This window comes from Rhizobium sp. ZX09, assembly GCF_017357485.1.
GTDB classification, from domain to species: domain Bacteria; phylum Pseudomonadota; class Alphaproteobacteria; order Rhizobiales; family Rhizobiaceae; genus Agrobacterium; species Agrobacterium pusense.
In genome coordinates this window covers 2,661,241-2,685,809 of sequence record NZ_CP031363.1, presented here as the reverse complement: position 1 = coordinate 2,685,809, position 24,569 = coordinate 2,661,241, and the positions used below count along the sequence as shown (strand labels likewise).

Genomic DNA, 24,569 nt, shown 5'->3' with positions numbered 1-24,569 from the left:
CGCCATTTAAATTCGAAAACCACACCATCATATAGTCTGCATCTTACCATCATTCAAATATGCAGATTCAATCATCGGTGTCCCGGGAACCGGCAATCTGCCAGAGATGCTTACGCAAGGCTAGAAGATGCGTTTTTCCTTTCTCCCAATCATCGTCCTGATGATGCCCATCCTTGAAATTGCCGGTTTCATTATTGTCGGCAAGGCAATAGGCCTGTGGCTGACACTGGCTCTCGTCCTGTTCACGTCTTTCCTGGGATTGCTCATATTGCGCCTGGGCGGCCTTGGCATGGTGAGAAATCTTCAGGATGCGGGCCGCACGGGCGCACAGCCTGCGGACGAACTCGTCAATGGCGCGATGCGCGTCGTGGCGGGCATCCTGTTGTTCATTCCGGGTTTCATCACCGACATTCTCGGCCTCCTGCTTCTGTCGCCGGCCATTCGCCGGTTTTTCTGGAAAGCCTTCGGACCGCGCGTCGTCGTGGCTGGTTCATTCAGACAGCCCGGCGCCCGGCCGGGCGATTATTCCGGTTTCAGCAATGGCCCGGGATCTCATGGCAATTCGAAGGTGGTGGATCTGGACGAAGAGGATTTTCACCGCGACGGGCCGAAAGACTCTCCCTGGTCGAACAGGCCCGGTAATCGCGACCTGCCCAAGCCCTGACACCGCGTCGATCGCATGGCGACGACCCGATCACGAAGGGTTGTAAGCCCGGAGTCGAAATGATAGACCGCCTTCCACGAATTCACGCCGCGAGGAACCGTAATGACCGCTGAAAATGGCGCACAGGGCGCAGCTAGCCCTTCTCTCAACATTCTTGCCCAGTACATCAAGGACCTTTCCTTTGAAAATCCGGGTGCTCCTCGTTCGCTGCAGGCCCGTGAGAATGCGCCGTCGATCAACATCAATGTCAACGTCAATGCAAATCCGATTTCCGGTTCGGATTTTGATGTCGTGCTGACACTGAATGCCGAAGCCAAGGATGGCGATAAGGTTCTGTTTGCGGCCGAGCTGGTCTATGGCGGTGTCTTCCGCATTGCCGGCTTCCCGCAGGAACACATGCTGCCGGTGCTGTTCATCGAGTGCCCGCGCCTGCTCTTCCCCTTCGCCCGCCAGATCATTGCCGACGTTACCCGCAACGGCGGTTTCCCGCCGCTCATGATCGATCCGATCGATTTTGCGCAGATGTTTGCGCAGCGCGTTGCCGAGGAACAGGCAAAAGCTCAGGTTCAGGCTGTCCCGAACTAAGCAGCGGCCATCTTCCATTACAGACAAACAAAACCCGGGTTCTTGGCCCGGGTTTTTCTTTACGCAGATTTGCGATTTAAGTATCTGAGCAGGCTTCAGTTCTGGTACCGGTTCCAGATCGCCTTGTCCCCCATGCCGAGAACGAGTTTGCCGTGGGCGGCAACCGTCTCTGCATCCAGCCGCGATGGCAGGGGGCGGGGCCGTCGCAGGGGCTCCAGCGGAATGTCTTCCTCAATGACAATGGTTTCCTGCCTAGCGGCAGAGCCGAAGCCGAGCGCGGTCTGGCGGCCGCCGATCATTTCGATATAGACTTCGGCCAGAAGCTCGGAGTCAAGAAGCGCGCCATGCTTGGTGCGATGGGAATTGTCTATTCCATAACGGCGGCAAAGCGCGTCCAGCGAATTCGGTCCCATCGGGTGCTTGCGGCGGGCAAGCGACAGCGTATCCGTCACCAGATCAGCGGCGACCGGTTCGATCCCCAGACGGGCGAATTCCGCGTTGATGAACCCCATATCGAATGTTGCATTGTGCGCCACCCAGCGCGCACCTTCGAAGAAATCCCGAATCTGGTCGACAACTTCAGCGAATTTGGGCTTATCCTGCAGGAACTCGTCGGTAATGCCGTGAACGGCAAGCGCATCGGGATGAACCTTGCGATCTTCGGGATTGATATAAAGATGCAGGGTGCGGCCAGTCGGGAAGTGGTTGATCAGTTCCACGCCGCCGATTTCGATGATCCGGTCCAGCTTCGACTCCAGACCTGTGGTTTCCGTATCGAAAATGATCTCACGCATGCATCTCTCCACGGCGCGACTCAACGGTCAGCTTCTGCAAAATGTCTCTTACCTGATCCCGGGCCGCTTCGACACCATTTCCGGAATCGATGATAAAATCGGCACGTCTACGCTTCTCCGCATCGGGCATCTGCCGGGCAAGGATCATTTCGAATTTTTCTTCGGTCATTCCTGGTCGTGACAGGACTCTTTCGCGCTGGATCTCTGGTGCACAACTCACCACCACGACTTTATCGACACGTTTTTCCGCACCCGTTTCGAACAGCAGCGGAATATCCAGAAGCGCAAATTTCCGGCTGTTTTTCCTTGCTTTGGACAGAAAGGTTTCCTGTTTTTTCCGAACCAGTGGATGGACGATTTCTTCAAGCCCTCTGAAATTAGCCGGATTCTTTCTCAAGATGTCACCGAGTTTTTCCCGGTCTACGACACCGGAAACGGTGGTGCCCGGAAAAGCTGCCTCGATCTGAGCTACGGCCTCCGCCCGATAAAGACCATGAACGACCTCGTCCGAGTCCAGAACCGGAACACCTTCTTCGGCAAACAATTTCGCGGTTGTCGTTTTTCCCATTCCAATCGAGCCGGTGAGACCGATGACAATCATCAATGTTTCTCCATGTCCCCGATGATCAGAGCACGCAGGGTCTCGTCCACCTCCGGCATTTTGCCGAACCATCGCCTGAACCCCGGTTTTGCCTGATGAAGCAACATGCCGAGACCATCGACGGTCGTGATGCCCTGCTCTTCCGCCATCTGAAGGATCGGTGTTCGTAATGGCACGTAGACGATATCGGTCACCACCGCCTTGGCAGCAAGCTGCGAAAAATCGAGATGCGGCGCCTCAGCACCATCCATACCGAGCGATGTCGTATTCACGAACAGCCCGGCGCCCTGCATGACCTCCTGCAGCGCTGCCTGGGGATGGGAAAAGACGCGTGGGCCAAAACGATCAGCCAGTTCGCGAGCACGTTCGAGGGTCCTATTCAGGACGTGGATTTCCGCGATGCCCCGGTCGCGCAGCGACTGAATGACGGCACGGCTCGCGCCGCCGGCACCAAAAACGACCGCCCGGTCCGTTTTGTCCCAACCAGGATGCCGCTCATCCAGGTTAGACACGAACCCGTAACCATCGGTATTGGTGGCATGGAGTTTACCCTCCTCCATCCAGATGGTGTTGGCGGCACCCAGTTCTTCCGCCAGAGCATCAGGACGATCCGCCAACCGGTAAGCGGCCTCCTTGTGCGGGATGGTGACGTTGCCGCCCACGGCCGTACCGGGCTTACCTTCCTTCACGGTTGCAATGAAATTCGCAAAATTGTCCGATACGACCTCGACTGCCTCATAGTTACCGGTGATACCGAATTTCTTGAGCCAGTAAGAATGAATGATCGGCGACCGGGAATGCTTGATCGGGTAACCAACAACGAAAGCGTTTATGGTTAATGTTTCACGTGAATCAGCCATCGATGACACCCAGGTCGCGCAGTTTCGATAAAAGCGGCAGAAGCGGCAGGCCGAGGATCGTGAAATAATCGCCTTCAATCGAAGTGAATAGCTGGATTCCCTCTCCCTCGAGCTGATAGGCGCCCACGCTGCTTAGAGCTTTTTCACCCACCCTCTGCAGGTGACGGGAGACAAATTCGGGGCTCAATGTTCGCACGGCAAGTTCAGCACTGGAAACCACCCTCCATATCACCTCCCCGCCGCGAACGAGGACAGCCGCGCTGTTCAAGCGGTGAACCTTACCGGACAATGACAGCAGATGTGCTTCTGCCTCGGCCATGGTCTTCGGCTTGTGATAGACCCGCGCACCGAGTGCCATGGTCTGATCGCAGCCCAGAACCAGTGCGTCCGGATGAAGCGAACCGACGGCAAGAGCCTTGGCAGTCGCGAGTTGTTTTGCGACTTCCTCCGGGCTGGCGCCCGCACGTTCCAGCCGCTCATCGAGCGCGCGCTCATCAATATCCGCTGGTATCGCCGAAAATGTCAGCCCCGCATTGCGCATCAGCATCTGGCGGGATGCGCTGGACGAGGCGAGGATCAACTCTTGTTTCATCGGCTGTCTGCTCCTGATGGTGCGATCCGGATTATCGCGTCCTCGGGCGAAGGGCAAGGATGGCAGCAGCCGTTTCCTCGATGGAACGGCGTGTGACGTCAATCAGAGGCCAATTATTGCGGGCGCAGAGCGCACGCGCATATTTCAGCTCTTCCATGATCGTGGCGCGATCCGTGTAACGGCGGCTGTCAAATCCGCCGGTTGCGCCCAGTTCGCGGTTTTCACGAACCTGCGATATGCGATCCGACGTCGCCACGAGACCGACGATCAGAGGCCGGGTGGCGGCATAGAGGCTTTCGGGCAAAGGCACGTTGGGTACAACCGGAATGTTTGCGGTCTTTATACCCCTGTTGGCGAGGTAGATGCTGGTCGGAGTTTTCGACGTGCGGCTGATGCCAATGATAACGACATCCGCCTCGTCATAGGTTTCCGGCATCTGTCCGTCATCGTGATCCATTGCAAAATTGAGCGCTTCGATCCGCGCGAAATAATCCGCATTGAGGGCGTGTTGCGCACCGACCCGCCGTCTTGATGGCGCGCCTAGATAAGTCTGAAAGATGCCGATAATGGGTTCGAGCACGTTGACACAGGGCACGCCGATCGCGTGACAGCGCAAATCCAGGAATTCTGCCAGTTGCTGATCGACGATGGTGTAGAGGACAATGCCCGGTTCCTTGTCGATGAGGTCAATGACCTGCGCAAGCTGCTTCTGGTTGCGGATCATCGGATAGATGTGTTCCACCGGCATGGATGCGTGAAACTGTGCCGAGACCGCGCGGCCGGCAGACATGAGAGTCTCACCTGTTGAGTCCGAAATCAGGTGCAGATGGAAGAAACTTTTTTTGTTCTCCACGCTGTTTTTCTCCCGCTGTTGATAACCCGGGACAAATGTCCGAACGAGCCTGCGGGTCGAACCGCGCCGTGAATAAAGTGGTGTTTTTCCACAATCCGCAAGTGGCTTTCACCATGCTCCGGGCAGCCTGTGAATTGCTGGAAGAGTTGACACTTGTCCAACCCGATTCACAGCCTGTCCACAGGTCAAGAACTTTCCAATAAGAATATAATCCATTGAAAATTCGAGATAAATTACGATTTTTTCAGGTTTTTCAAGATCGCTGCCGAAATTTATCCTACCACCGTGCTGAAAAGATGCGGCTGCGGCATTTCGACTGGAATGATTTTAATCCTTGCTACCCACAGACTCTAAGAAATAGAAAATCTTTTAAATCTCTTTGATTTTATTTTTTTAGAAGTTGGGTGTGATGAGCGAACGCAAGGTTATGACTGTTTTGAACGGGAAGACGGTCACGCCGCCGCCCATATGGCTGATGCGTCAGGCTGGACGCTATCTTCCGGAGTACCGGGAAACGCGGAAGAGCGCCGGAAGTTTCCTGGATCTCTGTTATAATCCCGAGTTGGCAACCGAGGTGACGCTTCAGCCCATTCGCAGGTTCGGGCTGGATGCAGCGATTCTTTTTTCCGACATTCTGGTGATACCCGACGCGCTTCACCGCAATGTGTCCTTCACCGAAGGCAGGGGCCCCGCCATGGACCCGATCGATGTCAGCGGTATTGGAGAACTCGATGCGTCTGATGTCATGGCGCATCTTTCGCCTGTCTTCGAAACGGTGTCGCGCCTACGCAGTTCATTGCTGGATGAAACGACGCTTCTTGGCTTTTGTGGCGCACCGTGGACGGTCGCGACCTATATGATTGCCGGTCATGGAACGCCCGACCAGGCGCCGGCGCGGCTATTCGGTTATCGGGAGCCCGCCGCGATGGAAAAGCTTTTGGCTTTTCTCGCTGAGGTTTCTGCGGATTATCTCGTGGCGCAGATCGATGCAGGGGCAGATGCCGTGCAGATTTTCGATTCCTGGGCGGGCGTGCTCGGCGAAAAGGAGTTCGAGAATTACGCGATAAAACCGGTTGCCCGTATCATTGCTTCGGTGCGCGCGCGGCGTCCCTCCGCGAAAATAATCGCTTTCGCGAAGGGGGCGGGTTATCTTCTCAAGGACTATCGTCGTAAGACCGGTGCAGACGCGATCGGGCTGGATTGGTCCGTGCCGCTCAGCTTCGCCAAGGATTTGCAGAAGGAAGGGCCTGTGCAGGGCAATCTCGACCCAATGCTGATGGTGGCGGGCGGGAGGGCTCTGCAGGATGGTATCGACGCCGTGCTGCAGGCCCTTGGGCAGGGTCCGTTGATCTTCAATCTCGGTCACGGCATCACGCCGCAGGCTGATCCGGACAATGTCACCCGGCTGGTCGAGCGGGTGCGTGCGGGTGGGACCGTGCCATGAATGACGAAAAACAGACTTCTGCGCGATCGGGAAACAGGGCCGCCCTGCGGGCTGGCGTCGGGCTGGGCGTTTTCATCGCAGTCGTCGCCCTGTTCTTTTACGTGGATCCTGCCGATCTCTATCTCTGGATCAAGGCGTTTCACATTATTGCTGTGATCTCATGGATGGCGGCGATCTTTTATCTGCCAAGGCTCTTCATCTATCATACCGATGCGCCGGCAGGTTCGCAGCAATCCGAAACTTTCAAGGTAATGGAGCAGCGGCTGATCAAGGTCATCATGAACCCGGCGATGATGATAAGCTGGGTGCTCGGACTTTATCTCGCCTGGTCGGCCTACGGTTTTTCTGGTGGCTGGCTGCACGCAAAAATCGCTATGGTCGTGCTTCTGACTGCGACCCATGTTTATTTCACGCGTAGTGCGAAACGTTTCGCCCGAGATGAAAATACCAGGCCTGCCCGTCACTGGCGGTTGATGAATGAGGTTCCAACGTTGCTGATGATCCTCATCGTCATACTTGTGGTTGTGAAACCCTTCGGTTAGAGCGGTGTATCGATAAATTTCGCGGAATTCGTGCTTTCCTCTTGCAGCAGCGATGTTCAATCGCTATTTTCGGACCACTCATCTTCGTGGCATGTGAATTATTCAGTCATCTGCGGTCTTTCCCACAGCATCTGATTCGCGAACACGCCCTCCCCCGACATTACATTATTAAACGGTCTTCTCTTCATGGCTGAAATGAAGCTTCAGGAACTTAAGAGCAAATCGCCTACCGACTTGCTGACTTTTGCCGAATCCCTGGAAGTTGAAAATGCGAGCACCATGCGCAAGCAGGAGCTCATGTTCGCAATCCTCAAGGTTCTCGCGAGCCAGGACATCGAAATCATCGGCGAAGGCGTCGTTGAAGTCCTGCAGGACGGTTTCGGGTTCCTGCGATCCGCAAACGCAAACTATCTGCCGGGTCCGGACGATATTTACATCTCTCCCTCGCAGATCCGTCGGTTTTCGCTGAAGACCGGCGATACGGTTGAAGGACCGATCCGCGGTCCCAAGGAAGGTGAGCGCTACTTCGCCCTTCTGAAGGTCAACACGATCAATTTCGACGATCCCGAAAAGATCCGCCACAAGGTCCATTTCGATAATCTGACGCCGCTCTATCCGAACGAGCGGTTCAAGATGGAGCTTGATGTTCCGACATCCAAGGATCTGTCGTCGCGGGTTATCGATCTCGTCGCACCGCTCGGCAAGGGCCAGCGTGGCTTGATCGTTGCACCGCCACGTACCGGTAAAACGGTTCTGCTGCAGAACATTGCCCATTCGATCACGGCAAATCACCCGGAATGTTACCTCATCGTTCTTTTGATCGACGAGCGTCCGGAAGAAGTCACCGACATGCAGCGTTCGGTCAAGGGAGAGGTTGTATCCTCCACCTTCGATGAACCAGCGGTACGCCACGTACAGGTCGCTGAAATGGTCATCGAAAAGGCGAAGCGCCTCGTTGAACATGGCCGCGACGTCGTCATTCTGCTTGATTCCATAACCCGTCTTGGTCGCGCCTATAACACCGTCGTTCCCTCGTCCGGCAAGGTTCTGACCGGTGGTGTGGACGCCAACGCCCTGCAGCGGCCGAAGCGCTTCTTTGGCGCCGCCCGTAATATCGAAGAAGGCGGCTCGCTGACGATCATTGCGACCGCGCTGATCGACACCGGCAGCCGTATGGATGAAGTCATCTTCGAAGAGTTCAAGGGTACGGGTAACTCGGAAATCGTGCTTGACCGGAAGGTAGCAGACAAGCGTATCTTCCCGGCGCTGGATATTCTGAAATCTGGTACCCGTAAGGAAGACCTTCTGGTGCCGCGCCAGGATTTGCAGAAGATTTTTGTCCTTCGCCGTATTCTCGCGCCGATGGGAACGATGGACGCCATCGAGTTCCTCATCGACAAGCTGAAGCAGACTAAAAACAATTCGGATTTCTTCGAATCGATGAACACCTGAACCGGAAATTAGCCGGATTCATCTGAGGTCGTTAAAGCCGCATTCGTTTATTCGAATGCGGCTTGACTGTTTTGATCGAGGTGCGCCATGCCTTCCCCTGATACGATATATGCACTTTCGAGCGGTGCCCTTCCGGCCGGGGTGGCCGTCGTGAGGATCAGTGGACCCATGTCTTTCGCCATGCTGACAGCATTAACCGGACGAGAGCTTCCGGCATCACGAAAAGCCAGGCTGAGTTTGATTCGGAATCGAAACAATGAGACCATCGACCAGGCGCTCGTTATGTCGTTCCCGGCACCGCATTCCTTCACAGGTGAGGACTGCGTTGAAATCCAATGCCATGGAAGCCGCGCAGTCATTGCCTCGATTTTTGCTGAGTTCGAGCGGTTCCCGGATGTACGTCCCGCGGAGGCCGGGGAGTTTTCGCGCAGAGCCTTCGAGAATGGCAAGATGGACCTTCTTGAAGTCGAAGGTTTGGCCGACCTGCTTCAGGCTGAAACGGAGATGCAGCGTCGTCTGGCGGTTGAACAGAGTACAGGCAATCTTTCGGCTCTTTATGACGGATGGGCTCAGCGCCTGACGCGTGCGCGTGCGCTGATCGAGGCGGAGCTCGACTTCGCCGACGAGGAGGATGTCCCGGATTCCGTATCTGGACAGGTATGGGAGGCGATAAGACAGTTGGAAGCGGAAATCGCCTCCCATCTGGAGGCCGGCGGAAACGGCGAGATTATCCGGGACGGTTTCAAGGTGGCGCTCATCGGAGAACCCAATGCCGGAAAATCCACCCTGCTGAATTCGTTAGCTGGCCGGGATATCGCCATCGTCACCGACATCGCCGGTACGACCAGGGACGTATTGAACGTGGACATTAACCTTGAGGGCTATCTGGTACGAGTATTCGATACGGCGGGCCTGAGGGAAACGTATGATGTGGTGGAACAGGAGGGTGTGCGGCGCGCTGTTTTGACAGCGGAGACTGCGGATCTCATTCTGGTGCTGCAGGATAACGATTCGTTTCCGAAACAAACCATCGCATCACTGTCTGCAAAGCCGCATCTGCGCGTCAGGACCAAGGCGGCGTTGTCGTCTTCGACGCCTAGAGCTGAGTTCGATCTGGCGATCTCGGCGAAAGAAGGGATTGGTCTCGATGAATTGCGGTTCTTGATAAAGCGGGAGATTGAATCGCGATTGCAAGGGGTCCAGACTTTGGTGCCCGCCCGGGCTCGCCATAAAAAACGACTTGAAGAGACGCTTAACTATGTTAGTGATGCGCTCGATTCTGAAGCCATGGACCTTGCTATAAGGTCGGAATATTTGCGGCTCGCAGCGACATCGCTTGGTCGTATTACAGGACGCGTCGATGTTGAAGATTTGCTGGGCGTCATCTTTTCAGAATTCTGCATAGGAAAATGATTCACGTGAAACATGGGCCGCGGACGCGCGGTTAGATCAGAACAGGGCGCAGATAGATGCACCAGTCATTTGATGTCGTTATTATAGGTGGTGGACATGCCGGCAGTGAAGCGGCCGCGGCTGCGGCTCGCCATGGTGCAAAAACCGCGCTCGTGACCCATAAACGCGACACCATCGGTGTCATGTCCTGCAATCCAGCAATTGGCGGGCTTGGAAAGGGCCACCTCGTTCGCGAGATCGACGCCCTGGATGGTCTGATGGGGCGGGTGGCTGACGCTGCCGGTATTCAGTTTCGCATGCTCAATCGCAAAAAGGGTCCGGCAGTGCGCGGTCCCCGCACCCAGGCGGATCGCCGTCTTTACCGTGAAGCGATGCAGGGTGAAATTGCAAATATCGAGAATCTTACCATTATTGAGGGCGACGCTTTTGATATTGAGATGACGAATGAGCGAGTGGCTGCTGTCGTCATGGCGAATGGTAGCCGGATTCCCTGCGGTGCCGTGGTACTGACAAGTGGTACCTTCTTGCGTGGCCTTATTCATATCGGCTCCGAAAAGGTACCGGCCGGCCGTGTGGGTGAAGAACCGTCAATCGGCCTTTCCAACACTCTATCGCGGCTTGGTCTTCGCATGGGGAGACTTAAGACCGGCACGCCTGCCCGTCTGGACGGGCGAACAATTGACTGGAGCGGTGTTGATCGACAAGGCGCAGACGAAGATCCTGTGCCCTTCTCCTTCATGACCGACAATATCGTGAATCCGCAAATCGAATGTGGAGTTACCAGAACCACATCAGCCGGACATAGGGTCATTCAAGAGAATATCCATCTTTCAGCAATGTATTCGGGTCAGATCGAAGGCGTCGGTCCGCGTTATTGTCCGTCGATTGAAGACAAGATTACCCGATTTGGCGAGCGTGATGGTCATCAGATATTTCTGGAGCCCGAGGGACTGGATGATCATACGATCTACCCTAACGGAATTTCAACGTCACTTCCGGCGTCTGTTCAGGAACAGTTCATCCACACCATACCCGGTCTCGAGCGGGTTGCGATATTGCAGCCGGGTTACGCGATCGAGTACGACTATGTCGACCCGCGAGAACTCAAGCCCTCCCTCGAGTGTCGCAAGATTGCGGGACTATTCCTTGCGGGGCAGATCAACGGCACAACCGGTTATGAAGAAGCAGCTGCTCAGGGGCTCGTCGCCGGCCTAAATGCCTCTCTTTATGCAAGCAACAGCGATCCGCATTATTTCAGCCGGACGGAATCCTACATCGGCGTCATGATCGATGATCTGACATCCAAGGGTGTCAGCGAACCCTACCGAATGTTTACGTCAAGAGCGGAATATAGGCTGTCGTTACGGGTCGATAATGCCGATCTGCGGCTAACGCCAGTCGGTCAGCGGGCGGGAATCATCGGTTATCACCGTCAAAAGCGATTCGATAATTTTATAGAAGAACTCGGTCGGGGTCGTGACTTGCTGAAGACCCTCACGATCAGTCCTTCGCAGGCAGCAAAACAGGGATTAAAGCTCAATCAGGACGGACAACGCCGCTCCGTTTATGAATTGCTTGCCTATCCTGATATGTCGCTTGATGTCCTCAAACAGCACTGGTCCGAGTTGGGTGGGCTTCCCGAGAAAATTGCGGATGTGCTGCAAATCGAGGCTGGCTACGCTGTGTATATGCAGCGCCAGAGCGCCGATATCGTGGACATCAAACGCGACGAAGAGCGAAAGATTCCTGACGATTTCGATTTTCAAAGCCTGTCCGGCCTTTCCAATGAGTTGAAACAAAAGTTGGAAAAGGCCCGTCCAGAAAACATCGCCCAGGCCGCACGTGTTGACGGTATGACGCCGGCTGCGATATCGCTGCTTCTCGCCCTTCTGCGGAAAAGCTCTCCTACGCAGAATGAAAAATTGCGTCTGCACCAATAGCGAGTCGGATTATGAAGATAAACGGCCAGAGTGTTTCACGTGAAACACAGGAGAAGCTCGAGCATTTTGTCGAGCTCTTCAAGAAGTGGAATAAGACCACCAATCTGGTGGCCCCTTCCACTCTTACAGAACTCTGGAGCCGCCACATTGCCGACAGTGCCCAGATATTTCATCTCTCTCCTTATCCTCAAAGATGGGTGGATCTGGGCAGCGGTGGAGGTTTTCCCGGTGTCGTCACTGCCATATTCCTCTCTGAAATTGGCGGCGGCTGGGTCGATCTGGTGGAAAGTAACAATAAGAAGGCCGCATTTCTCCGGGTAGCGCTAAAGGAAACTGGCGCGCGTGGAGCGGTTCATCCCGTGAGAATTGAGAAAGCACCTGCCATTCTCGAGACGTGCGATTCTGTGTCGGCCCGCGCACTGGCGGAGCTGGATTTGCTTTTCGACTATATTCATCCCTGGGCCACAAAAAATCCGGATCTCAAGGCTTATTTCAATAAAGGCCGGGATTATGAATCCGAAGTGCAGAAAGCACATGGTCGCTGGCAGTTTGATCTGGTAAAACATCGGAGTGCCATTGAGGCAGATTCTGTTGTTCTTGAAATCAGCAACCTCGCTCTGAGGCGCTGACAAGCTGGCCAGGTGCGGCATGACTTTGGAAAAAAACCGGATTATCGCAGTAGCAAACCAGAAGGGTGGTGTCGGCAAAACAACGACTGCTATCAATTTGGCCACAGCGCTGGCAGCAATCGGTGAGCGGGTATTGATAGTTGATCTGGACCCGCAGGGTAACGCCAGTACCGGGCTGGGGATTGACCGGCGAGAGCGGAAGCTCTCCTCTTATGATCTCCTAATTGGTGATCACAATATTGCGGAAGTCGCTGTCCCAACCGCCGTTCCAAATCTCGATATTGTGCCATCGACGATGGATCTGCTTGGTTTCGAGATGCAAGTTGCTACTGTCGCCAATCGCGTCTTTCTTCTGCGTGAAGCGATGGAGACGACAGAGGCTAGAGGCTATTCCTATATTCTTGTCGATTGCCCCCCGTCCTTCAACCTCCTGACGATGAACGCGATGACGGCCGCGCATTCCGTGCTGGTGCCATTGCAATGCGAGTTTTTTGCGCTGGAAGGCCTCAGCCAGCTGCTTGATACGGTCAGTCAGATAAGAGGGTCGGTCAATCCGCAGCTCGATATCCAAGGGATTGTTCTGACGATGTTCGATGCGCGCAATAATCTGGCGCAACAGGTTGTCTCGGATGTCAGGACGCATCTCGGAGAAAAGGTTTACCATACGCTCATTCCGCGGAATGTTCGCGTTTCCGAGGCCCCGTCTTATGGTAAGCCGGCAATTCTTTATGATTTGAAATGTGCTGGTAGTCAGGCCTATCTGCAGCTCGCATCGGAAGTGATCCAGAGAGAGCGTTTGCGTAAAGCCGCCTGACGTCTGCCGCAATCTACGGAGTGATATCTTATGAGTGATGATCTTTCCAAGCGCCGGCTGGGACGTGGTCTCGCGGCCTTGATCGGTGAAATGGACCAGCCTGTGCCCGTGGGTGAACCCCAGCGTACTGTCAGTGCTGATCGCACCATTCCGATAGAGTTCATTGCTCGTAGCCAACGGAACCCACGTCGTCATTTCGATGAAAATGAGCTGCAGGATTTGGCCGCGTCCATCCGGCAGCATGGCATTGTTCAGCCGGTGGTGGTACGGACGGTGGGAGTCAATCGATACGAGATTATTGCCGGTGAAAGGCGCTGGCGCGCTGCGCAGCTGGCCGGCTTCACCGACGTGCCTGTTATCGTTCGTGATGTCGATGACCGGACGGCGCTCGAATTGGCCATCGTCGAGAACGTCCAGCGCTCAGACCTCAATCCGTTGGAAGAGGCGATGGGTTATGAGCAGCTGATCGCGGAACACGGTTACACTCAGAACGATCTCGGTGAGATCATCGGCAAGAGCCGAAGCCACGTCGCCAACAGCCTTCGGCTCTTGAAGCTTCCAGATCCGGTACGCGACATGCTCGCGGATGGGTCGCTTTCCGCAGGTCATGCGCGGGCGCTTGTTTCCACTTCCGATCCGGCGAATCTCGCACGCATGATCGTTTCCAAGGGCTTGTCGGTCCGTGATGCTGAGAGATTGGCTCAGAACGACATCAAGTCGCAGGGCGAAGCTACGGAAAAGCGCCCTGCCGCGGAAAAAGATTCCGATACGGTCGCACTGGAGCGCAGTCTTTCTGATGCCCTCGGTCTCGACGTGAAGATTAACCACAAGGGGGGATCCGGGCAAATCCGTATCGCTTACCGCACGCTCGAGCAACTTGAGGCAGTGTGCCGCTTGTTGGAAAATAAACAATAAGTACTTGTTTTAATTGAAAAATACCCGCCTTTGGCGGGTATTATCGTTATGGCGACCGCCTAAAAATCTATTGCGCGGCCCTTTATTTCGTAGTCGCCGAAACGAACCGGTTCGGCACCGCCGCGGCCACCGGTTTCCGGCGGTAACTGTAGATCTGCCTGTTGTTTGCGCCGTTCTTCTGCTTCTTTCAGGGCCCGCTCAGCGGCGGGCGATAGCCGCCTCCGCTGCTCCGCGCCGTTGTCGTTATCCGCATCTTGCATGAGAAATCCTCCCTATAACGGGATATTGAAATATGTTTGCCGTTTCCCAGATTATATACCCATAGGGATTTTTTAAACCCCGGAATAATCCGGCGATGAGAATTCCGGCCACGACAGGGAGATTTCAGCGGATGAACATGATGCGCACGGCAATGCTTCTGGCCTTCATGACGGCATTGTTCATGGGCGTCGGTTTTCTGATCGGGGGCAAGGGCGGCATGATGATTGCTCTCGTCATGGCTGCCGGCATGAATCTTTTTTCCTACTGGAATTCAGATAAGATGGTTCTCTCGGCCTATCATGCCCGGGAAATCGATGAGGCGAATGCGCCTGAATTCTTCCACATGATCCGCGATCTCTCGCACAATGCCGGCCTGCCGATGCCGAAGGTCTATATTTACGACAGCCCGCAGCCAAACGCCTTTGCGACGGGAAGGAACCCGCAAAACGCCGCTGTTGCTGCTTCAACGGGTCTGCTGGAGCGTTTGACGCCCGAGGAAGTGGCCGGTGTGATGGCGCATGAACTGGCGCATGTGCAAAACCGGGATACGCTGACAATGACAATTACCGCTACGCTGGCGGGTGCGATTTCCATGCTCGGCAACTTCGCGTTCTTCTTTGGCGGCAATCGGGAAAACAATAATAACCCTCTCGGATTCATCGGCGTCCTGGTTGCGATGATCGTCGCACCGCTTGCCGCAATGCTGGTCCAGATGGCGATCAGCCGAACTCGCGAATATTCCGCCGACCGGCGTGGCGCTGAAATCTGTGGCAATCCTCTCTGGCTTGCATCGGCGTTGCAAAAGATTTCCGGCATGGCGCAGCGTATCCACAATGACGACGCGGAGCGCAATCCGGCAACAGCGCATATGTTCATCATCAACCCGCTCTCGGGTGAACGTATGGACAATCTCTTCTCCACGCACCCGAATACGGAAAACCGGGTGGCGGCGTTGCATGCGATGGCACAGGAGTTTTCCCCGCGAGGATCGACGCAGCCGCCATCGGGTGATAGACCTGAGCGCAAATCGGGTTCGGTTCCCAAGACAGGCTGGGGACGCGGCAATGAAAATGAGCGCAAGGGACCTTGGTCTTGACATCAGATATTCACAATAAGCCGTCGCGGTCCAAAAAACCGAGGTTGGCGCAAGGCAGGGGCCGTGAAGACGGCCCTTCGTCTTTCCAGGACAAACCCGGTCTTCCTGCGCGCATAGCTGCCGCCCGCATATTGGCCGCCGTTCTGGAAAAGAAAACCTCGCTGGACGGTATGCTGGACAGCGAAAATGGCAATCCTGTTTATCGCGCGCTGTCGCCCGCGGACAGAGCGCTGGTGAGAGCCATCGTCAATAGCGCGCTTCGTCACCTCCCTCGGATCGAAACGGCGCTGTCAATGCTGTTGGATGGCCCGTTGCCGCAGGGTGCGCGGTCATTGCACCACATTCTCGTCGTTGGCGCGGCGCAGATGCTCTACCTTGATGTCCCTGATCACTCGGCCGTCGATCTCGCTGTCGAGCAGGCGCATCGTGATCCACGCAACAGGCGCTTCGTAAAGCTGGTCAACGCGGTTCTGCGACGGCTGGGTCGTGAGAAGGCCGAAATCGAAAAGGCCGTCGCCAGTGTGTCGGTCCTGCCGGACTGGTTCTACGCAAGGCTGGTTTCGGCCTATGGGCATGAGGTGGCGCAACGCATCTCTCACGCGCAGCTCACACCTTCTTCCATCGACCTTACCGTCAAGGCCGATCCTGCCCTCTGGGCTGAGAAGCTGGGCGGAACCGTCATGCCGAATGGCAGCGTGCGCCTGGGTGAATTTGAAGGCCAGATACCTTCTCTTGAAGGTTTTGCGGAAGGTGCCTGGTGGGTGCAGGATCTTGCAGCCAGCATGCCCGTGCGATTAATGGGAGATATCTCAGGCAAGCGTATCGCCGATCTCTGCGCCGCTCCGGGCGGCAAGACGGCCCAGCTTGCACTTGCGGGTGCGAAAGTGACGGCGCTGGATCAGTCTGGCAATCGTCTTCGTCGCCTGAGGGAAAATCTCGACCGGCTTGGCCTTCAGGCTGAAACGGTTGAGGTCAATATGTTGAAGTATCAGCCGGAGCAGCTTTTTGACGCCGTTCTACTCGACGCACCCTGCTCTTCAACCGGGACATTGCGCAAACATCCCGATGTTTGCTGGACGAAGGACGAGGCCGATATTGCCAAGCTGGCTGCTCTGCAGGGCCAGATGTTGCGGCACGCGCTGACGCTGGTTGCACCAGGCGGTATCGTGGTGTTTTCCAATTGCTCGCTCGATCCTTCCGAAGGTGAGGCGATGATTGCCGAAGTCCTGGCGGAAAATCCCGATGTAGAACGTGTCGCCGTCCACAGTGAGGATTTGCCGGGAATGGAAGCGGCGATCAACGCCGAGGGTGACCTTCGCACCACGCCCGACATGTTCGGGGGGGTCGATGGGTTTTTTAGCAGTGTCTTGCGTAAGAAGTAGAAAAAAGCCAAGCTTTCGCGAATCATTGGATAATTGTCGATAACGTTCCGGTCATCACTGTTCACTGATAAAAACAAAACATGTGAAACGGGAAACACAGCTTGTTAGGGTCCTTTGCAGGCAGCATGAATGCCGCCGGTCTTCTTTCGCGGATGGCGTATCGCCATCTGTGTGTCGGCCTCACGCCGTTACGTCTGCATGTTTCACGTTTTGCCAATCGTGCGCCGGAGGGGCTGGTTGCGGCACCGACGGATCTTCGGGCAATCGATCCCTATTTTGCCGAGGAGTTGCTGCGCGGCCGTATCGCGCTTGCCGGCCGTGTCATGGAAACCGGTGGCCACTCGCCTTTTCAGGTGGAATATCCTTCGCTTGTTTTTGAAGAGCGGCTGCATGCGTTTAGCTGGCTGCGCCACATCCGTTCCGACAGATCGAGCGAGGCATGCAGGAAGGCCCGCCGTATCGTCGCCGAATGGATGGCCATCCATGGCAAAAAGCTTGCGGGGGTTGCATGGGCTCCGGAAATTGCAGCGCAGCGATTGATCGCCTGGCTTTCCCACTCGCCGGTGGTCCTGTACGAAGCAGATGCGGGGTTTTATCGCCGGTTTCTGAAAAGCCTGGTCTTTCACGTACGCTACCTCGAGAAAATCGTCAGGCACGCGCCGGATGGGGAGGTGAGGCTGCGGATCAGGATCGCGCTTGCCATGGCTTCTATCGCCATGCCCACCCGGATGTCGCGGATCGCGCGGCACGGAATGAAGCTGGCTCAGGAAATGGAGCGCCAGATCCTGCCCGATGGCGGGCATGTCTCCCGCAATCCGCGGGTGATGCTGGATCTGCTGCTCGACCTTCTGCCCCTTCGACAAAGCTATATCAATCTTGGCCATGACCTGCCGTCCGGGCTGGTTCCTGCGATAGACCGCATGTTTCCGGCGATACGGTTTTTTCGGCACCAGGGCGGCGATCTCGCCTTGTTCAACGGCGCAACGGCCACGCTCGCCAATGAGCTTGTTTCGGTGCTCCGTTATGATGAGACAGCGGGCCGGCCTTCCAAGGTGTTGCCGGATGTGAATTATCACCGCCTTGCCGCGGGCCAGACAGTGGTTATCGTGGATACGGGCTATCCTGGCTCGGCCGAGCTTTCACGTAACGCGCATTCGGGCTGCCTCTCTTTCGAGATGTCATGCGGAAAAAACCGCTTCATCGTCAATTCCGGGTTTCCGCGAAACGCGGCGCCTGAATATCAACGCGCTAGCCGGTCGACCGCTGCTCATTCCACCGTCACGCTCGCCGACACGTCTTCATGCAGACTGTCGCGGTCCAGATTGCTCGGACCGATCATGGTTTCCGGTGTCAGCCAGGTCGATAGCCGGCGCGAAACGGGTGCAAACGGCAATGATGTCCTATGGGCGGCGCATGACGGATATCTTCACAACTTCGGCTGTTATCACGAACGGGAGATAGAGCTGAATGCCGCTGGCACCAAGATAAAGGGTCGTGACCTGCTAAGGGCCGATCATAATGCCGCAAACGCGCAGACCCAGTCGGTCTCGGCGGTTTCGCGTTTCCACATCCACCCCCATATCCAGCTGCACCAACGGGATGATGAGTCAATTTATCTTGAGGCCGCGGACGGAACCACTTGGCTGTTGACGGCACCGGGGTTGGAGCTTTTCGTGACCGAGGACGTGTTCATGGCCGATGCGTCCGGCATGCGGCCATCGCAGCAGATCGAGCTACCGTTCAATCTCGCCAACACGCGGGAGATTCGGTGGCTTATCGAGCGTCAGGCCTGAGCCTTTCCCCTGGATTCGGCAAAAATACCCTAGTTTTTATCCTTCGACGTCCCCGCTGTTTATTCTTGCGGTAAGCTGTGTTAACGCGGCGGCAATCGCTGGAAAACCCGTTCCAGCCTGTCCTCCCCGTTTAACGGAGTATATTCGATGGCCGTCGTATCCAAAAAAATTCCCGCTCCCGACAAGGTCAAAATTCGCACGGCGCTGCTCTCCGTGTCCGACAAGACCGACATTATCGAGCTGGCGACAGTTCTGTCCAAACTCGGCGTCAAGCTGCTCTCGACGGGCGGAACGGCAAAGGCTATTGCCGATGCGGGTCTGCCGGTGACGGATGTCTCCGAGGTCACCAATTTTCCCGAGATCATGGATGGCCGCGTCAAGACCCTGCATCCCAACGTGCATGGTGGGCTTCTGGCAATCCGGGATGATGCCGAACATGTGGATGCGATGAAGGCTCACGGTATTGAGGCGATCGATCTTTCTGTCATCAATCTTTATCCGTTCGAGGACGTTCGCGCCAAGGGCGGCGATTATCCGACCACGGTGGAAAACATTGATATTGGTGGTCCGGCCATGATCCGGGCATCGGCGAAGAATCATGCCTATGTGACCGTGGTGACCGATCCGTCCGATTATCCTGATCTGGTTGAAGCCCTGCAGGCCGATGACGGACAGACAAGCTATGCGCTGCGCCAGCGCTTCGCCGCCAAGGCCTATGCCCGCACGGCTGCTTATGACGCAATGATTTCCAACTGGTTTGCCGAGGCGCTCGCTATCGAAACCCCTGACTACCGCGCCATTGGCGGCGTGCTGAAGGAAAAGATGCGTTATGGCGAAAACCCGCACCAGAGTGCCGGTTTTTATCTGACCGGAGAAAAGCGGCCTGGCGTGGCAACAGCGACGCTTCTTCAGGGCAAGCAACTGTCCTACAATAATATCAACGACACCGACGCCGCTTACGAACTGGTTGCGGAGTTCCTGCCGGAAAATGCGCCGGCCGTTGCAATCATCAAGCACGCCAATCCCTGTGGCGTCGCGACCGGTCCGACGCTTGCAGAAGCCTACCGGCGAGCGCTGGCATGCGATTCCGTCTCGGCCTTCGGCGGCGTCATCGCTCTCAACCGCACGCTTGATGCGGAAACGGCGGAAGAGATCGTCAAGCTTTTCACTGAAGTCATCATCGCACCTGATGTTACAGAAGAAGCAAAATCGATCATTGCCCGCAAACCTAACCTGCGACTTCTGGCAGCCGGCGGCCTGCCTGACCCGCGCGCGGCCGGCATTACCGCAAAGACGGTTTCGGGCGGCCTTCTGGTCCAAAGTCGCGATAATGGCATGGTCGAAGATCTGGATCTCAAGGTCGTCACCAAGCGCGCGCCGACGGCGCAGGAACTTGAAGACATGAAGTTTGCCTTCAAGATCGCCAAGCACGTGAAATCCAACGCCGTCATCTACGCCAAGGACGGCCAGACAGCGGGTATCGGCGCCGGCCAGATGAGCCGTGTCGACTCAGCCCGTATCGCGGCTCAGAAGGCCGAAGATGCCGCCAGGGCTCTCGGTCTGGCTGAACCGCTGACCCGTGGCTCTGCCGTCGCTTCGGAAGCCTTTTATCCCTTTGCTGATGGCCTGCTTGCGGCGATTGCCGCTGGTGCGACTGCCGTTATTCAGCCCGGCGGTTCCATGCGCGATCAGGAAGTGATCGACGCTGCCAATGAGCACGATGTTGCGATGGTCTTTACTGGCATGCGTCACTTCCGCCATTAAGCGCAATATGATCAGAAATGAACAAGGCCCGAAGAATCGCTCTTCGGGCCTTTTTTGTTTCACGTGGGACAGTGGCGTGAGGGGCTCAGGTCACTGCGCCGACCTGCCAGGGCACGAATTCATTATCGCCATAGTCGTAAATCTCGCTGACAGTCTTGTTGCCGGAGGCCACCGCTATGATGTGTTCGAAAATTCTTTCGCCGGATTCTTCGATTGTTTCGTTCCCGGTAACGATCTCGCCGCAGTTCAAATCCATATCTTCCTTCATGTGTTCATACATTTCGGAATTTGTAGCGATCTTGATGCATGGCGCGGGTTTGAAGCCGGAAACCGAGCCGCGGCCGGTGGTGAAACAGATGACGTTACAGCCGCCGGCAACCTGCCCTGTCACGGCGACAGGGTCGTAACCGGGTGTGTCCATGAAGACGAAACCCTGCTCCGTTACTGTCTCCGCAAATTCGTACACCGCCTTCAACGGCATGGATCCGCCCTTGGCGACCGCGCCCAGCGATTTCTCCAGAATGGTTGTCAGGCCGCCAAGCTTGTTGCCGTGAGAGGGGTTGTTGTTGAGTTCATCGCCGTTACGAGCCGTGTAATCACGCCACCAGTCGATACGCTGCAAAAGCTTTTCGGCGACGGCAGGGGTGATGGCGCGCTTGGTCAAAAGATGTTCGGCGCCGTAAATCTCCGGCGTTTCGGAGAGAACTGTGGTGCCGCCATTGCGGACGATTAGGTCGGAGGCATATCCGAGGGCCGGGTTGGCGGAAATGCCGGAGTATCCGTCGGAACCGCCGCATTCCAGCGCCACTTTCAGCTTTGAAAGAGGCTGTTCCGTACGGCGTGCGGCATTGACCATCGGCAGCATGGCCTTAATCTCGGCAATTGCCGCGTCGATCGTTTTGCGGGTGCCGCCATGCTGCTGGATTGTCATGGTGCGCAGCCGCTCGCCCTCCTCCATCTTGTAATGTTCGAGGATAGGCGCGATCTGGTTGGTCTCACAGCCCAAGCCGATCAACAGGATGCCACCAAAATTAGGATGGCGGGCATAGCCCTGGATGGTGCGGATCAGCAGACGGTAGCCTTCCGATTTTGTATTCAGCGCGCAGCCCCCGCCGTGGGTCAGCGCCACGACGCCATCGACGTTGTCGAAACCATCAAGGCCGCCCTGCTTGTTGAAATAATCGGCGATATAGCGCGACACCGTGGCGGAACAGTTCACAGAAGCGATGACGCCGATATAGTTTCTCGTTCCGACACCGCCGAGGCCACGGTCATATCCCATGAAGGTACGGCGCTCGGCTTCCGGCACCATGCCCTTCTCCTCAATGTCGACGCTGAACTGATGCGCGTGTTCGGAAGGCACCATGGCAAGATTGTGCAGGTGCACGTGCCGACCAGGTTCGATGTCCTGGGTGGCGATGCCAATCACCTGCCCGTATTTCAGCACCTCATCTCCGGATCTGATGAATTTAAGGGCCACCTTGTGCCCGCGCCCAATCAACTCCAGCGCCGCCAGATCGCCCCTGCCCGTCGCGCCGCCCGCCGGGATGGACCGACGCGCCACCGCAACGTTGTCGTTGGCGTTCAGCAAAATGGTTGCCTCGGAATTCTCACTCACGGATGTTCCTCCTCCCGGTATATTGCCTGCTATGTTCCTGGGTCAGTTTTCGACCCAGCGTCTCTTAGAACCTTCCAGATGGGTATGCATGGCGGCCTGCGCCAACAGCGGGTCTTTCAGTTCAAGCGCGGCGAGAATGGCCTCGTGTTCCTGAAGAGCATGGGTCCAGGTATCGCGGTCTTCAAACTTCACGCGGAGCTGGGCCGAAATGGGGCTATGGCGCTCATCGAAAAGGTTGGCCACCATTCGGGCTAAAACGCTGTTACCGGATTGCTCCGCTATTGTGACGTGAAACAGCCGGTCCTGGTCCAGCGGCTTGCGACCGGCCTCTATTTCCCTCTGCATGGTATTGAGTATCTGGCGCAGGGTCGCGATCGCTTCATCGGTCATCCGGCTTGCCGCCAGCACGATGGTGGCACCCTCCAATGCGGCGCGCGCCTGCATCAGTTCGGAGGGGCTATCGCCAAGCGATTTGGTATGGTGGGTCGTCTGCAGCGCTTCCGCCGAAACATAGACGCCGGAACCCATACGAATTTCCACTGTGTTGTCGATCTCAAGCGCAATCAGGGCCTCGCGCAACGAAGGCCTCGATACACCGAGCTTCTGAGCCAGTTCCCGCTCGGCGGGAAGCCGCGTACCGGGCAGGAATTCACCCAGATCGATGAGTTCGCGTATCTGGTCCGCAATCTGCTGATAAAGCCTGCGCGGCTCCGCTATTTTGGCCTGACCACTCATGAGTTTTACGACAAGTCCTGTCCGAAGTTCATATTTGGCCTTACCGTAGCGCCAAGCGTATCAATACGCAAGAAATTACTTAAATATGTGAAATTACATGTTTTTTACCGAAGCAGTTTAGATATGAAATTTTCGCTATGAGTCCGGATTCGCAAATTGTCAGCTAATTGGCTTGACCATTTAAAAAAACCGGCCTAACCATTTGACCTGTTCATGACCCCGGTGGAGCGGGGATACGGGTGGGAGGTTTCCAGATGTCGCAGGGCGCATCGACAATTCGGGGCGAGTACTCGCCTGAGGAGATGGCGCGCGCGGAGCGTTCGGCCCTTCTGCGTCTCGAAAATATCAGCAAGGAGTTCCCCGGCGTCAAAGCCTTGTCGAATGTGCATTTCGATCTGCGCAGAGGCGAGGTGCATGCTGTCTGTGGCGAGAACGGGGCGGGAAAATCGACGCTGATGAAAATCATCAGCGGTGTGTACCAGCCAAGTGATGGCACCATCCTGCACAAGGGCGTGAAGGTGCAATACGCCTCCCCGCTCGAGTCCGAAGCTGCCGGCATCGCCATCATCCACCAGGAACTCAATCTCGTTCCGCATCTTTCCGTCGCCGAAAACATCTATCTTGCGCGCGAACCGCGTCGCGGTTTCCTGGTTGACCGCAAGAAGCTGCGCCTCGATGCCAAGCGCTGTCTCGACCGGCTGGGTGTCGATATCGATCCGGATCAGATCGTCCGCGGCCTCTCCGTCGCCCAATGCCAGATGGTGGAAATCGCCAAGGCGCTCTCTCTTGATGCTGAAGTGCTCATCATGGATGAGCCGACTTCTTCTCTGACGGAGCAGGAAACCCGCCTTCTCTTCAAGGTCATCAGAGACCTCAAGGCTTCCGGCGTCGGTATCGTCTATATTTCTCACCGTCTCGACGAAATGGCCGAGATCGTCGATCGTGTGACGGTCTTGCGCGACGGACGTTATATTTCGACCGACGACTTCGCCTCCATCACCGTTGATGACATCGTCACGCGTATGGTCGGGCGTTCGCTGGAGGATAAATTCCCCGAGCGCACGTCGCGCCCGACGGACGATATCATCTTCTCCGTCGATGGGCTGACCCGCAACGGCGTGTTCAGCGATGTCAGTTTTTCGCTTCGGCGTGGCGAAATCCTTGGTTTTGCCGGCCTTATGGGCGCAGGTCGAACGGAAGTCGCGCGGGCGATTTTTGGGGCGGACCCGCTCGATGCCGGCAAGATCACCTTCAATGGGCGCGAGCTTTCGATCAGCTCACCGCAGGATGCGATTGAAGAAGGCATCGCCTATCTCTCGGAAGACCGGAAAAGCGACGGCCTCGCCATCAAGATGTCGGTGGCGGCCAATACGACGCTCGCCAATCTCGGCGAACTTTCCAACCGTTTTGGCCTGATCGACTTCAGGAAACACGACGAGGTCACCAAGCGATACGTCGACCTCTTGAATATCCGCACGCCTTCCATCGAGCAGACCGTGCGCCTGCTATCGGGGGGGAATCAGCAAAAGATCATCATCGGCAAATGGTTGTTCCGCCAATCCCGTATCCTGTTCTTCGATGAGCCTACACGTGGCATCGATGTCGGTGCGAAATTCGCGATCTACAAGATCATGGATGAGCTGGCCGCTCAGGGCATCGGCGTCATTCTCATCAGTTCGGAGCTGCCGGAAATTCTGGGGCTGACGGATCGCATCGCGGTTTTCCACCAGGGCCGGATTACGGGCGTGCTCGAAACCGCCAAGACCAATCAGGAAGAAATCATGCGGTATGCGTCCGGTTACGGCCGGGCCGCGCAGTGAGG

At 56.2% G+C, this 24,569-nt stretch carries 23 protein-coding genes; 15 read left to right on the top strand and 8 right to left on the bottom strand.

Translation table 11 applies throughout. From position 1 onward, the window contains the following. Positions 1–127 precede the first annotated feature (127 nt). Entirely contained in the window at positions 128–664 is a 537-nt protein-coding gene (locus BTN45_RS13135) for an FxsA family protein (protein ID WP_142186910.1), read from the top strand. Positions 665–766: 102 nt separating this feature from the next. Next, entirely contained in the window at positions 767–1,249 is a 483-nt protein-coding gene (secB, locus tag BTN45_RS13130) for a protein-export chaperone SecB (RefSeq protein WP_022555303.1), read from the top strand. Between the two features lie 95 nt (positions 1,250–1,344). Here the strand turns inward: secB and dnaQ are convergent, their stop codons facing one another. The 5 genes from dnaQ to BTN45_RS13105 are packed head-to-tail and all read right to left on the bottom strand — an operon-like array spanning position 1,345 to position 4,949. Next, a complete protein-coding gene (dnaQ, locus tag BTN45_RS13125; RefSeq protein ID WP_004444252.1) occupies positions 1,345–2,043 on the bottom strand; it encodes a DNA polymerase III subunit epsilon in 699 nt (232 codons plus the stop codon). Beyond that, the gene (gene coaE, locus BTN45_RS13120; RefSeq protein WP_207588230.1) at positions 2,036–2,644 is read right to left on the bottom strand and encodes a dephospho-CoA kinase; all 609 of its coding nucleotides are present in this window, start codon (positions 2,642–2,644) and stop codon (positions 2,036–2,038) included. The genes dnaQ and coaE overlap by 8 nt, the downstream gene beginning before the upstream one ends. Continuing rightward, positions 2,644–3,504 carry a shikimate dehydrogenase gene (locus BTN45_RS13115; RefSeq protein WP_207588228.1) on the bottom strand — a complete coding sequence of 287 codons (861 nt, stop codon included), beginning with the start codon at positions 3,502–3,504 and terminating at the stop codon, positions 2,644–2,646. The genes coaE and BTN45_RS13115 overlap by 1 nt, the downstream gene beginning before the upstream one ends. Continuing rightward, positions 3,497–4,096 (bottom strand): Maf-like protein, encoded by a 600-nt coding sequence (locus BTN45_RS13110; RefSeq protein ID WP_207588225.1) that lies wholly within the window; start codon positions 4,094–4,096, stop codon positions 3,497–3,499. Before BTN45_RS13110 ends, BTN45_RS13115 begins: the two co-directional genes overlap by 8 nt. Before the next feature lie 31 nt (positions 4,097–4,127). Beyond that, on the bottom strand, positions 4,128–4,949 hold the full coding sequence (locus BTN45_RS13105; RefSeq protein ID WP_207588223.1) for a pyruvate, water dikinase regulatory protein: 822 nt from the start codon (positions 4,947–4,949) through the stop codon (positions 4,128–4,130). A 409-nt stretch (positions 4,950–5,358) separates the two neighbouring features. Here BTN45_RS13105 and hemE point away from each other — a divergent pair, with 409 nt between their 5' ends. From hemE to BTN45_RS13065, 8 genes are all read left to right on the top strand, one after another. Next, a complete protein-coding gene (hemE, locus tag BTN45_RS13100; RefSeq protein ID WP_207588221.1) occupies positions 5,359–6,393 on the top strand; it encodes a uroporphyrinogen decarboxylase in 1,035 nt (344 codons plus the stop codon). After that, a complete protein-coding gene (gene hemJ, locus BTN45_RS13095; RefSeq protein ID WP_035208036.1) occupies positions 6,390–6,935 on the top strand; it encodes a protoporphyrinogen oxidase HemJ in 546 nt (181 codons plus the stop codon). Before hemE ends, hemJ begins: the two co-directional genes overlap by 4 nt. A gap of 186 nt (positions 6,936–7,121) precedes the next feature. Further along, the gene (gene rho / locus BTN45_RS13090; RefSeq protein ID WP_004444236.1) at positions 7,122–8,387 is read left to right on the top strand and encodes a transcription termination factor Rho; all 1,266 of its coding nucleotides are present in this window, start codon (positions 7,122–7,124) and stop codon (positions 8,385–8,387) included. Positions 8,388–8,474: 87 nt separating this feature from the next. Next, positions 8,475–9,800, top strand: coding sequence for a tRNA uridine-5-carboxymethylaminomethyl(34) synthesis GTPase MnmE (gene mnmE / locus BTN45_RS13085; RefSeq protein ID WP_207588219.1), 1,326 nt, complete (start codon positions 8,475–8,477; stop codon positions 9,798–9,800). Between the two features lie 56 nt (positions 9,801–9,856). Continuing rightward, positions 9,857–11,740 (top strand): tRNA uridine-5-carboxymethylaminomethyl(34) synthesis enzyme MnmG, encoded by a 1,884-nt coding sequence (mnmG, locus tag BTN45_RS13080; RefSeq protein WP_207588217.1) that lies wholly within the window; start codon positions 9,857–9,859, stop codon positions 11,738–11,740. An 11-nt stretch (positions 11,741–11,751) separates the two neighbouring features. Next, positions 11,752–12,369 (top strand): 16S rRNA (guanine(527)-N(7))-methyltransferase RsmG, encoded by a 618-nt coding sequence (gene rsmG / locus BTN45_RS13075; RefSeq protein WP_207588215.1) that lies wholly within the window; start codon positions 11,752–11,754, stop codon positions 12,367–12,369. A gap of 19 nt (positions 12,370–12,388) precedes the next feature. After that, a complete protein-coding gene (locus BTN45_RS13070; protein WP_004444228.1) occupies positions 12,389–13,183 on the top strand; it encodes a ParA family protein in 795 nt (264 codons plus the stop codon). Positions 13,184–13,213: 30 nt separating this feature from the next. Further along, the gene (locus tag BTN45_RS13065) at positions 13,214–14,098 is read left to right on the top strand and encodes a ParB/RepB/Spo0J family partition protein (RefSeq protein ID WP_004444225.1); all 885 of its coding nucleotides are present in this window, start codon (positions 13,214–13,216) and stop codon (positions 14,096–14,098) included. Between the two features lie 59 nt (positions 14,099–14,157). Here BTN45_RS13065 and BTN45_RS13060 read toward each other — a convergent pair whose 3' ends face one another. Then, complete coding sequence (locus BTN45_RS13060; protein ID WP_004444223.1) at positions 14,158–14,358, bottom strand: DUF1674 domain-containing protein; 201 nt, start codon at positions 14,356–14,358, stop codon at positions 14,158–14,160. A 131-nt stretch (positions 14,359–14,489) separates the two neighbouring features. On the opposite strand from BTN45_RS13060, the gene htpX reads away from it, so the two are divergent. The 4 genes from htpX to purH all read left to right on the top strand — a co-directional run bounded on the left by htpX (position 14,490) and on the right by purH (position 20,394). Continuing rightward, positions 14,490–15,455 carry a zinc metalloprotease HtpX gene (htpX, locus tag BTN45_RS13055; RefSeq protein WP_207588213.1) on the top strand — a complete coding sequence of 322 codons (966 nt, stop codon included), beginning with the start codon at positions 14,490–14,492 and terminating at the stop codon, positions 15,453–15,455. Next, positions 15,452–16,837 carry an RsmB/NOP family class I SAM-dependent RNA methyltransferase gene (locus BTN45_RS13050; protein WP_207588208.1) on the top strand — a complete coding sequence of 462 codons (1,386 nt, stop codon included), beginning with the start codon at positions 15,452–15,454 and terminating at the stop codon, positions 16,835–16,837. Before htpX ends, BTN45_RS13050 begins: the two co-directional genes overlap by 4 nt. A gap of 125 nt (positions 16,838–16,962) precedes the next feature. Beyond that, positions 16,963–18,630: a heparinase II/III family protein gene (locus BTN45_RS13045; protein ID WP_207589739.1), complete on the top strand. Its 1,668-nt coding sequence runs from the start codon at positions 16,963–16,965 to the stop codon at positions 18,628–18,630. A gap of 147 nt (positions 18,631–18,777) precedes the next feature. Beyond that, positions 18,778–20,394: a bifunctional phosphoribosylaminoimidazolecarboxamide formyltransferase/IMP cyclohydrolase gene (gene purH / locus BTN45_RS13040; protein WP_006700260.1), complete on the top strand. Its 1,617-nt coding sequence runs from the start codon at positions 18,778–18,780 to the stop codon at positions 20,392–20,394. Positions 20,395–20,479: 85 nt separating this feature from the next. Here the strand turns inward: purH and BTN45_RS13035 are convergent, their stop codons facing one another. Then, the gene (locus BTN45_RS13035; RefSeq protein WP_207588207.1) at positions 20,480–22,012 is read right to left on the bottom strand and encodes an altronate dehydratase family protein; all 1,533 of its coding nucleotides are present in this window, start codon (positions 22,010–22,012) and stop codon (positions 20,480–20,482) included. A gap of 42 nt (positions 22,013–22,054) precedes the next feature. After that, positions 22,055–22,747 carry a FadR/GntR family transcriptional regulator gene (locus BTN45_RS13030; protein ID WP_004444212.1) on the bottom strand — a complete coding sequence of 231 codons (693 nt, stop codon included), beginning with the start codon at positions 22,745–22,747 and terminating at the stop codon, positions 22,055–22,057. 254 nt (positions 22,748–23,001) lie between these two features. Between BTN45_RS13030 and BTN45_RS13025 the strand changes: the two genes are divergently transcribed. Continuing rightward, positions 23,002–24,567 carry a sugar ABC transporter ATP-binding protein gene (locus BTN45_RS13025; protein WP_207588206.1) on the top strand — a complete coding sequence of 522 codons (1,566 nt, stop codon included), beginning with the start codon at positions 23,002–23,004 and terminating at the stop codon, positions 24,565–24,567. The last annotated feature ends 2 nt before the right edge of the window (positions 24,568–24,569 follow it).

What these genes read in the sequence shown, in the direction of transcription:
- BTN45_RS13135 (WP_142186910.1), top strand. Translation starts at nt 128, where the DNA reads ATGCGTTTTTCCTTTCTCCCAATCATCGTCCTGATGATGCCCATCCTT.
- secB (WP_022555303.1), top strand. Translation starts at nt 767, where the DNA reads ATGACCGCTGAAAATGGCGCACAGGGCGCAGCTAGCCCTTCTCTCAAC.
- dnaQ (WP_004444252.1), bottom strand. Translation starts at nt 2,043, where the DNA reads ATGCGTGAGATCATTTTCGATACGGAAACCACAGGTCTGGAGTCGAAG.
- coaE (WP_207588230.1), bottom strand. Translation starts at nt 2,644, where the DNA reads ATGATTGTCATCGGTCTCACCGGCTCGATTGGAATGGGAAAAACGACA.
- BTN45_RS13115 (WP_207588228.1), bottom strand. Translation starts at nt 3,504, where the DNA reads ATGGCTGATTCACGTGAAACATTAACCATAAACGCTTTCGTTGTTGGT.
- BTN45_RS13110 (WP_207588225.1), bottom strand. Translation starts at nt 4,096, where the DNA reads ATGAAACAAGAGTTGATCCTCGCCTCGTCCAGCGCATCCCGCCAGATG.
- hemE (WP_207588221.1), top strand. Translation starts at nt 5,359, where the DNA reads ATGAGCGAACGCAAGGTTATGACTGTTTTGAACGGGAAGACGGTCACG.
- hemJ (WP_035208036.1), top strand. Translation starts at nt 6,390, where the DNA reads ATGAATGACGAAAAACAGACTTCTGCGCGATCGGGAAACAGGGCCGCC.
- rho (WP_004444236.1), top strand. Translation starts at nt 7,122, where the DNA reads ATGGCTGAAATGAAGCTTCAGGAACTTAAGAGCAAATCGCCTACCGAC.
- mnmE (WP_207588219.1), top strand. Translation starts at nt 8,475, where the DNA reads ATGCCTTCCCCTGATACGATATATGCACTTTCGAGCGGTGCCCTTCCG.
- mnmG (WP_207588217.1), top strand. Translation starts at nt 9,857, where the DNA reads ATGCACCAGTCATTTGATGTCGTTATTATAGGTGGTGGACATGCCGGC.
- rsmG (WP_207588215.1), top strand. Translation starts at nt 11,752, where the DNA reads ATGAAGATAAACGGCCAGAGTGTTTCACGTGAAACACAGGAGAAGCTC.
- BTN45_RS13070 (WP_004444228.1), top strand. Translation starts at nt 12,389, where the DNA reads ATGACTTTGGAAAAAAACCGGATTATCGCAGTAGCAAACCAGAAGGGT.
- BTN45_RS13065 (WP_004444225.1), top strand. Translation starts at nt 13,214, where the DNA reads ATGAGTGATGATCTTTCCAAGCGCCGGCTGGGACGTGGTCTCGCGGCC.
- BTN45_RS13060 (WP_004444223.1), bottom strand. Translation starts at nt 14,358, where the DNA reads ATGCAAGATGCGGATAACGACAACGGCGCGGAGCAGCGGAGGCGGCTA.
- htpX (WP_207588213.1), top strand. Translation starts at nt 14,490, where the DNA reads ATGAACATGATGCGCACGGCAATGCTTCTGGCCTTCATGACGGCATTG.
- BTN45_RS13045 (WP_207589739.1), top strand. Translation starts at nt 16,963, where the DNA reads ATGAATGCCGCCGGTCTTCTTTCGCGGATGGCGTATCGCCATCTGTGT.
- purH (WP_006700260.1), top strand. Translation starts at nt 18,778, where the DNA reads ATGGCCGTCGTATCCAAAAAAATTCCCGCTCCCGACAAGGTCAAAATT.
- BTN45_RS13030 (WP_004444212.1), bottom strand. Translation starts at nt 22,747, where the DNA reads ATGAGTGGTCAGGCCAAAATAGCGGAGCCGCGCAGGCTTTATCAGCAG.
- BTN45_RS13025 (WP_207588206.1), top strand. Translation starts at nt 23,002, where the DNA reads ATGTCGCAGGGCGCATCGACAATTCGGGGCGAGTACTCGCCTGAGGAG.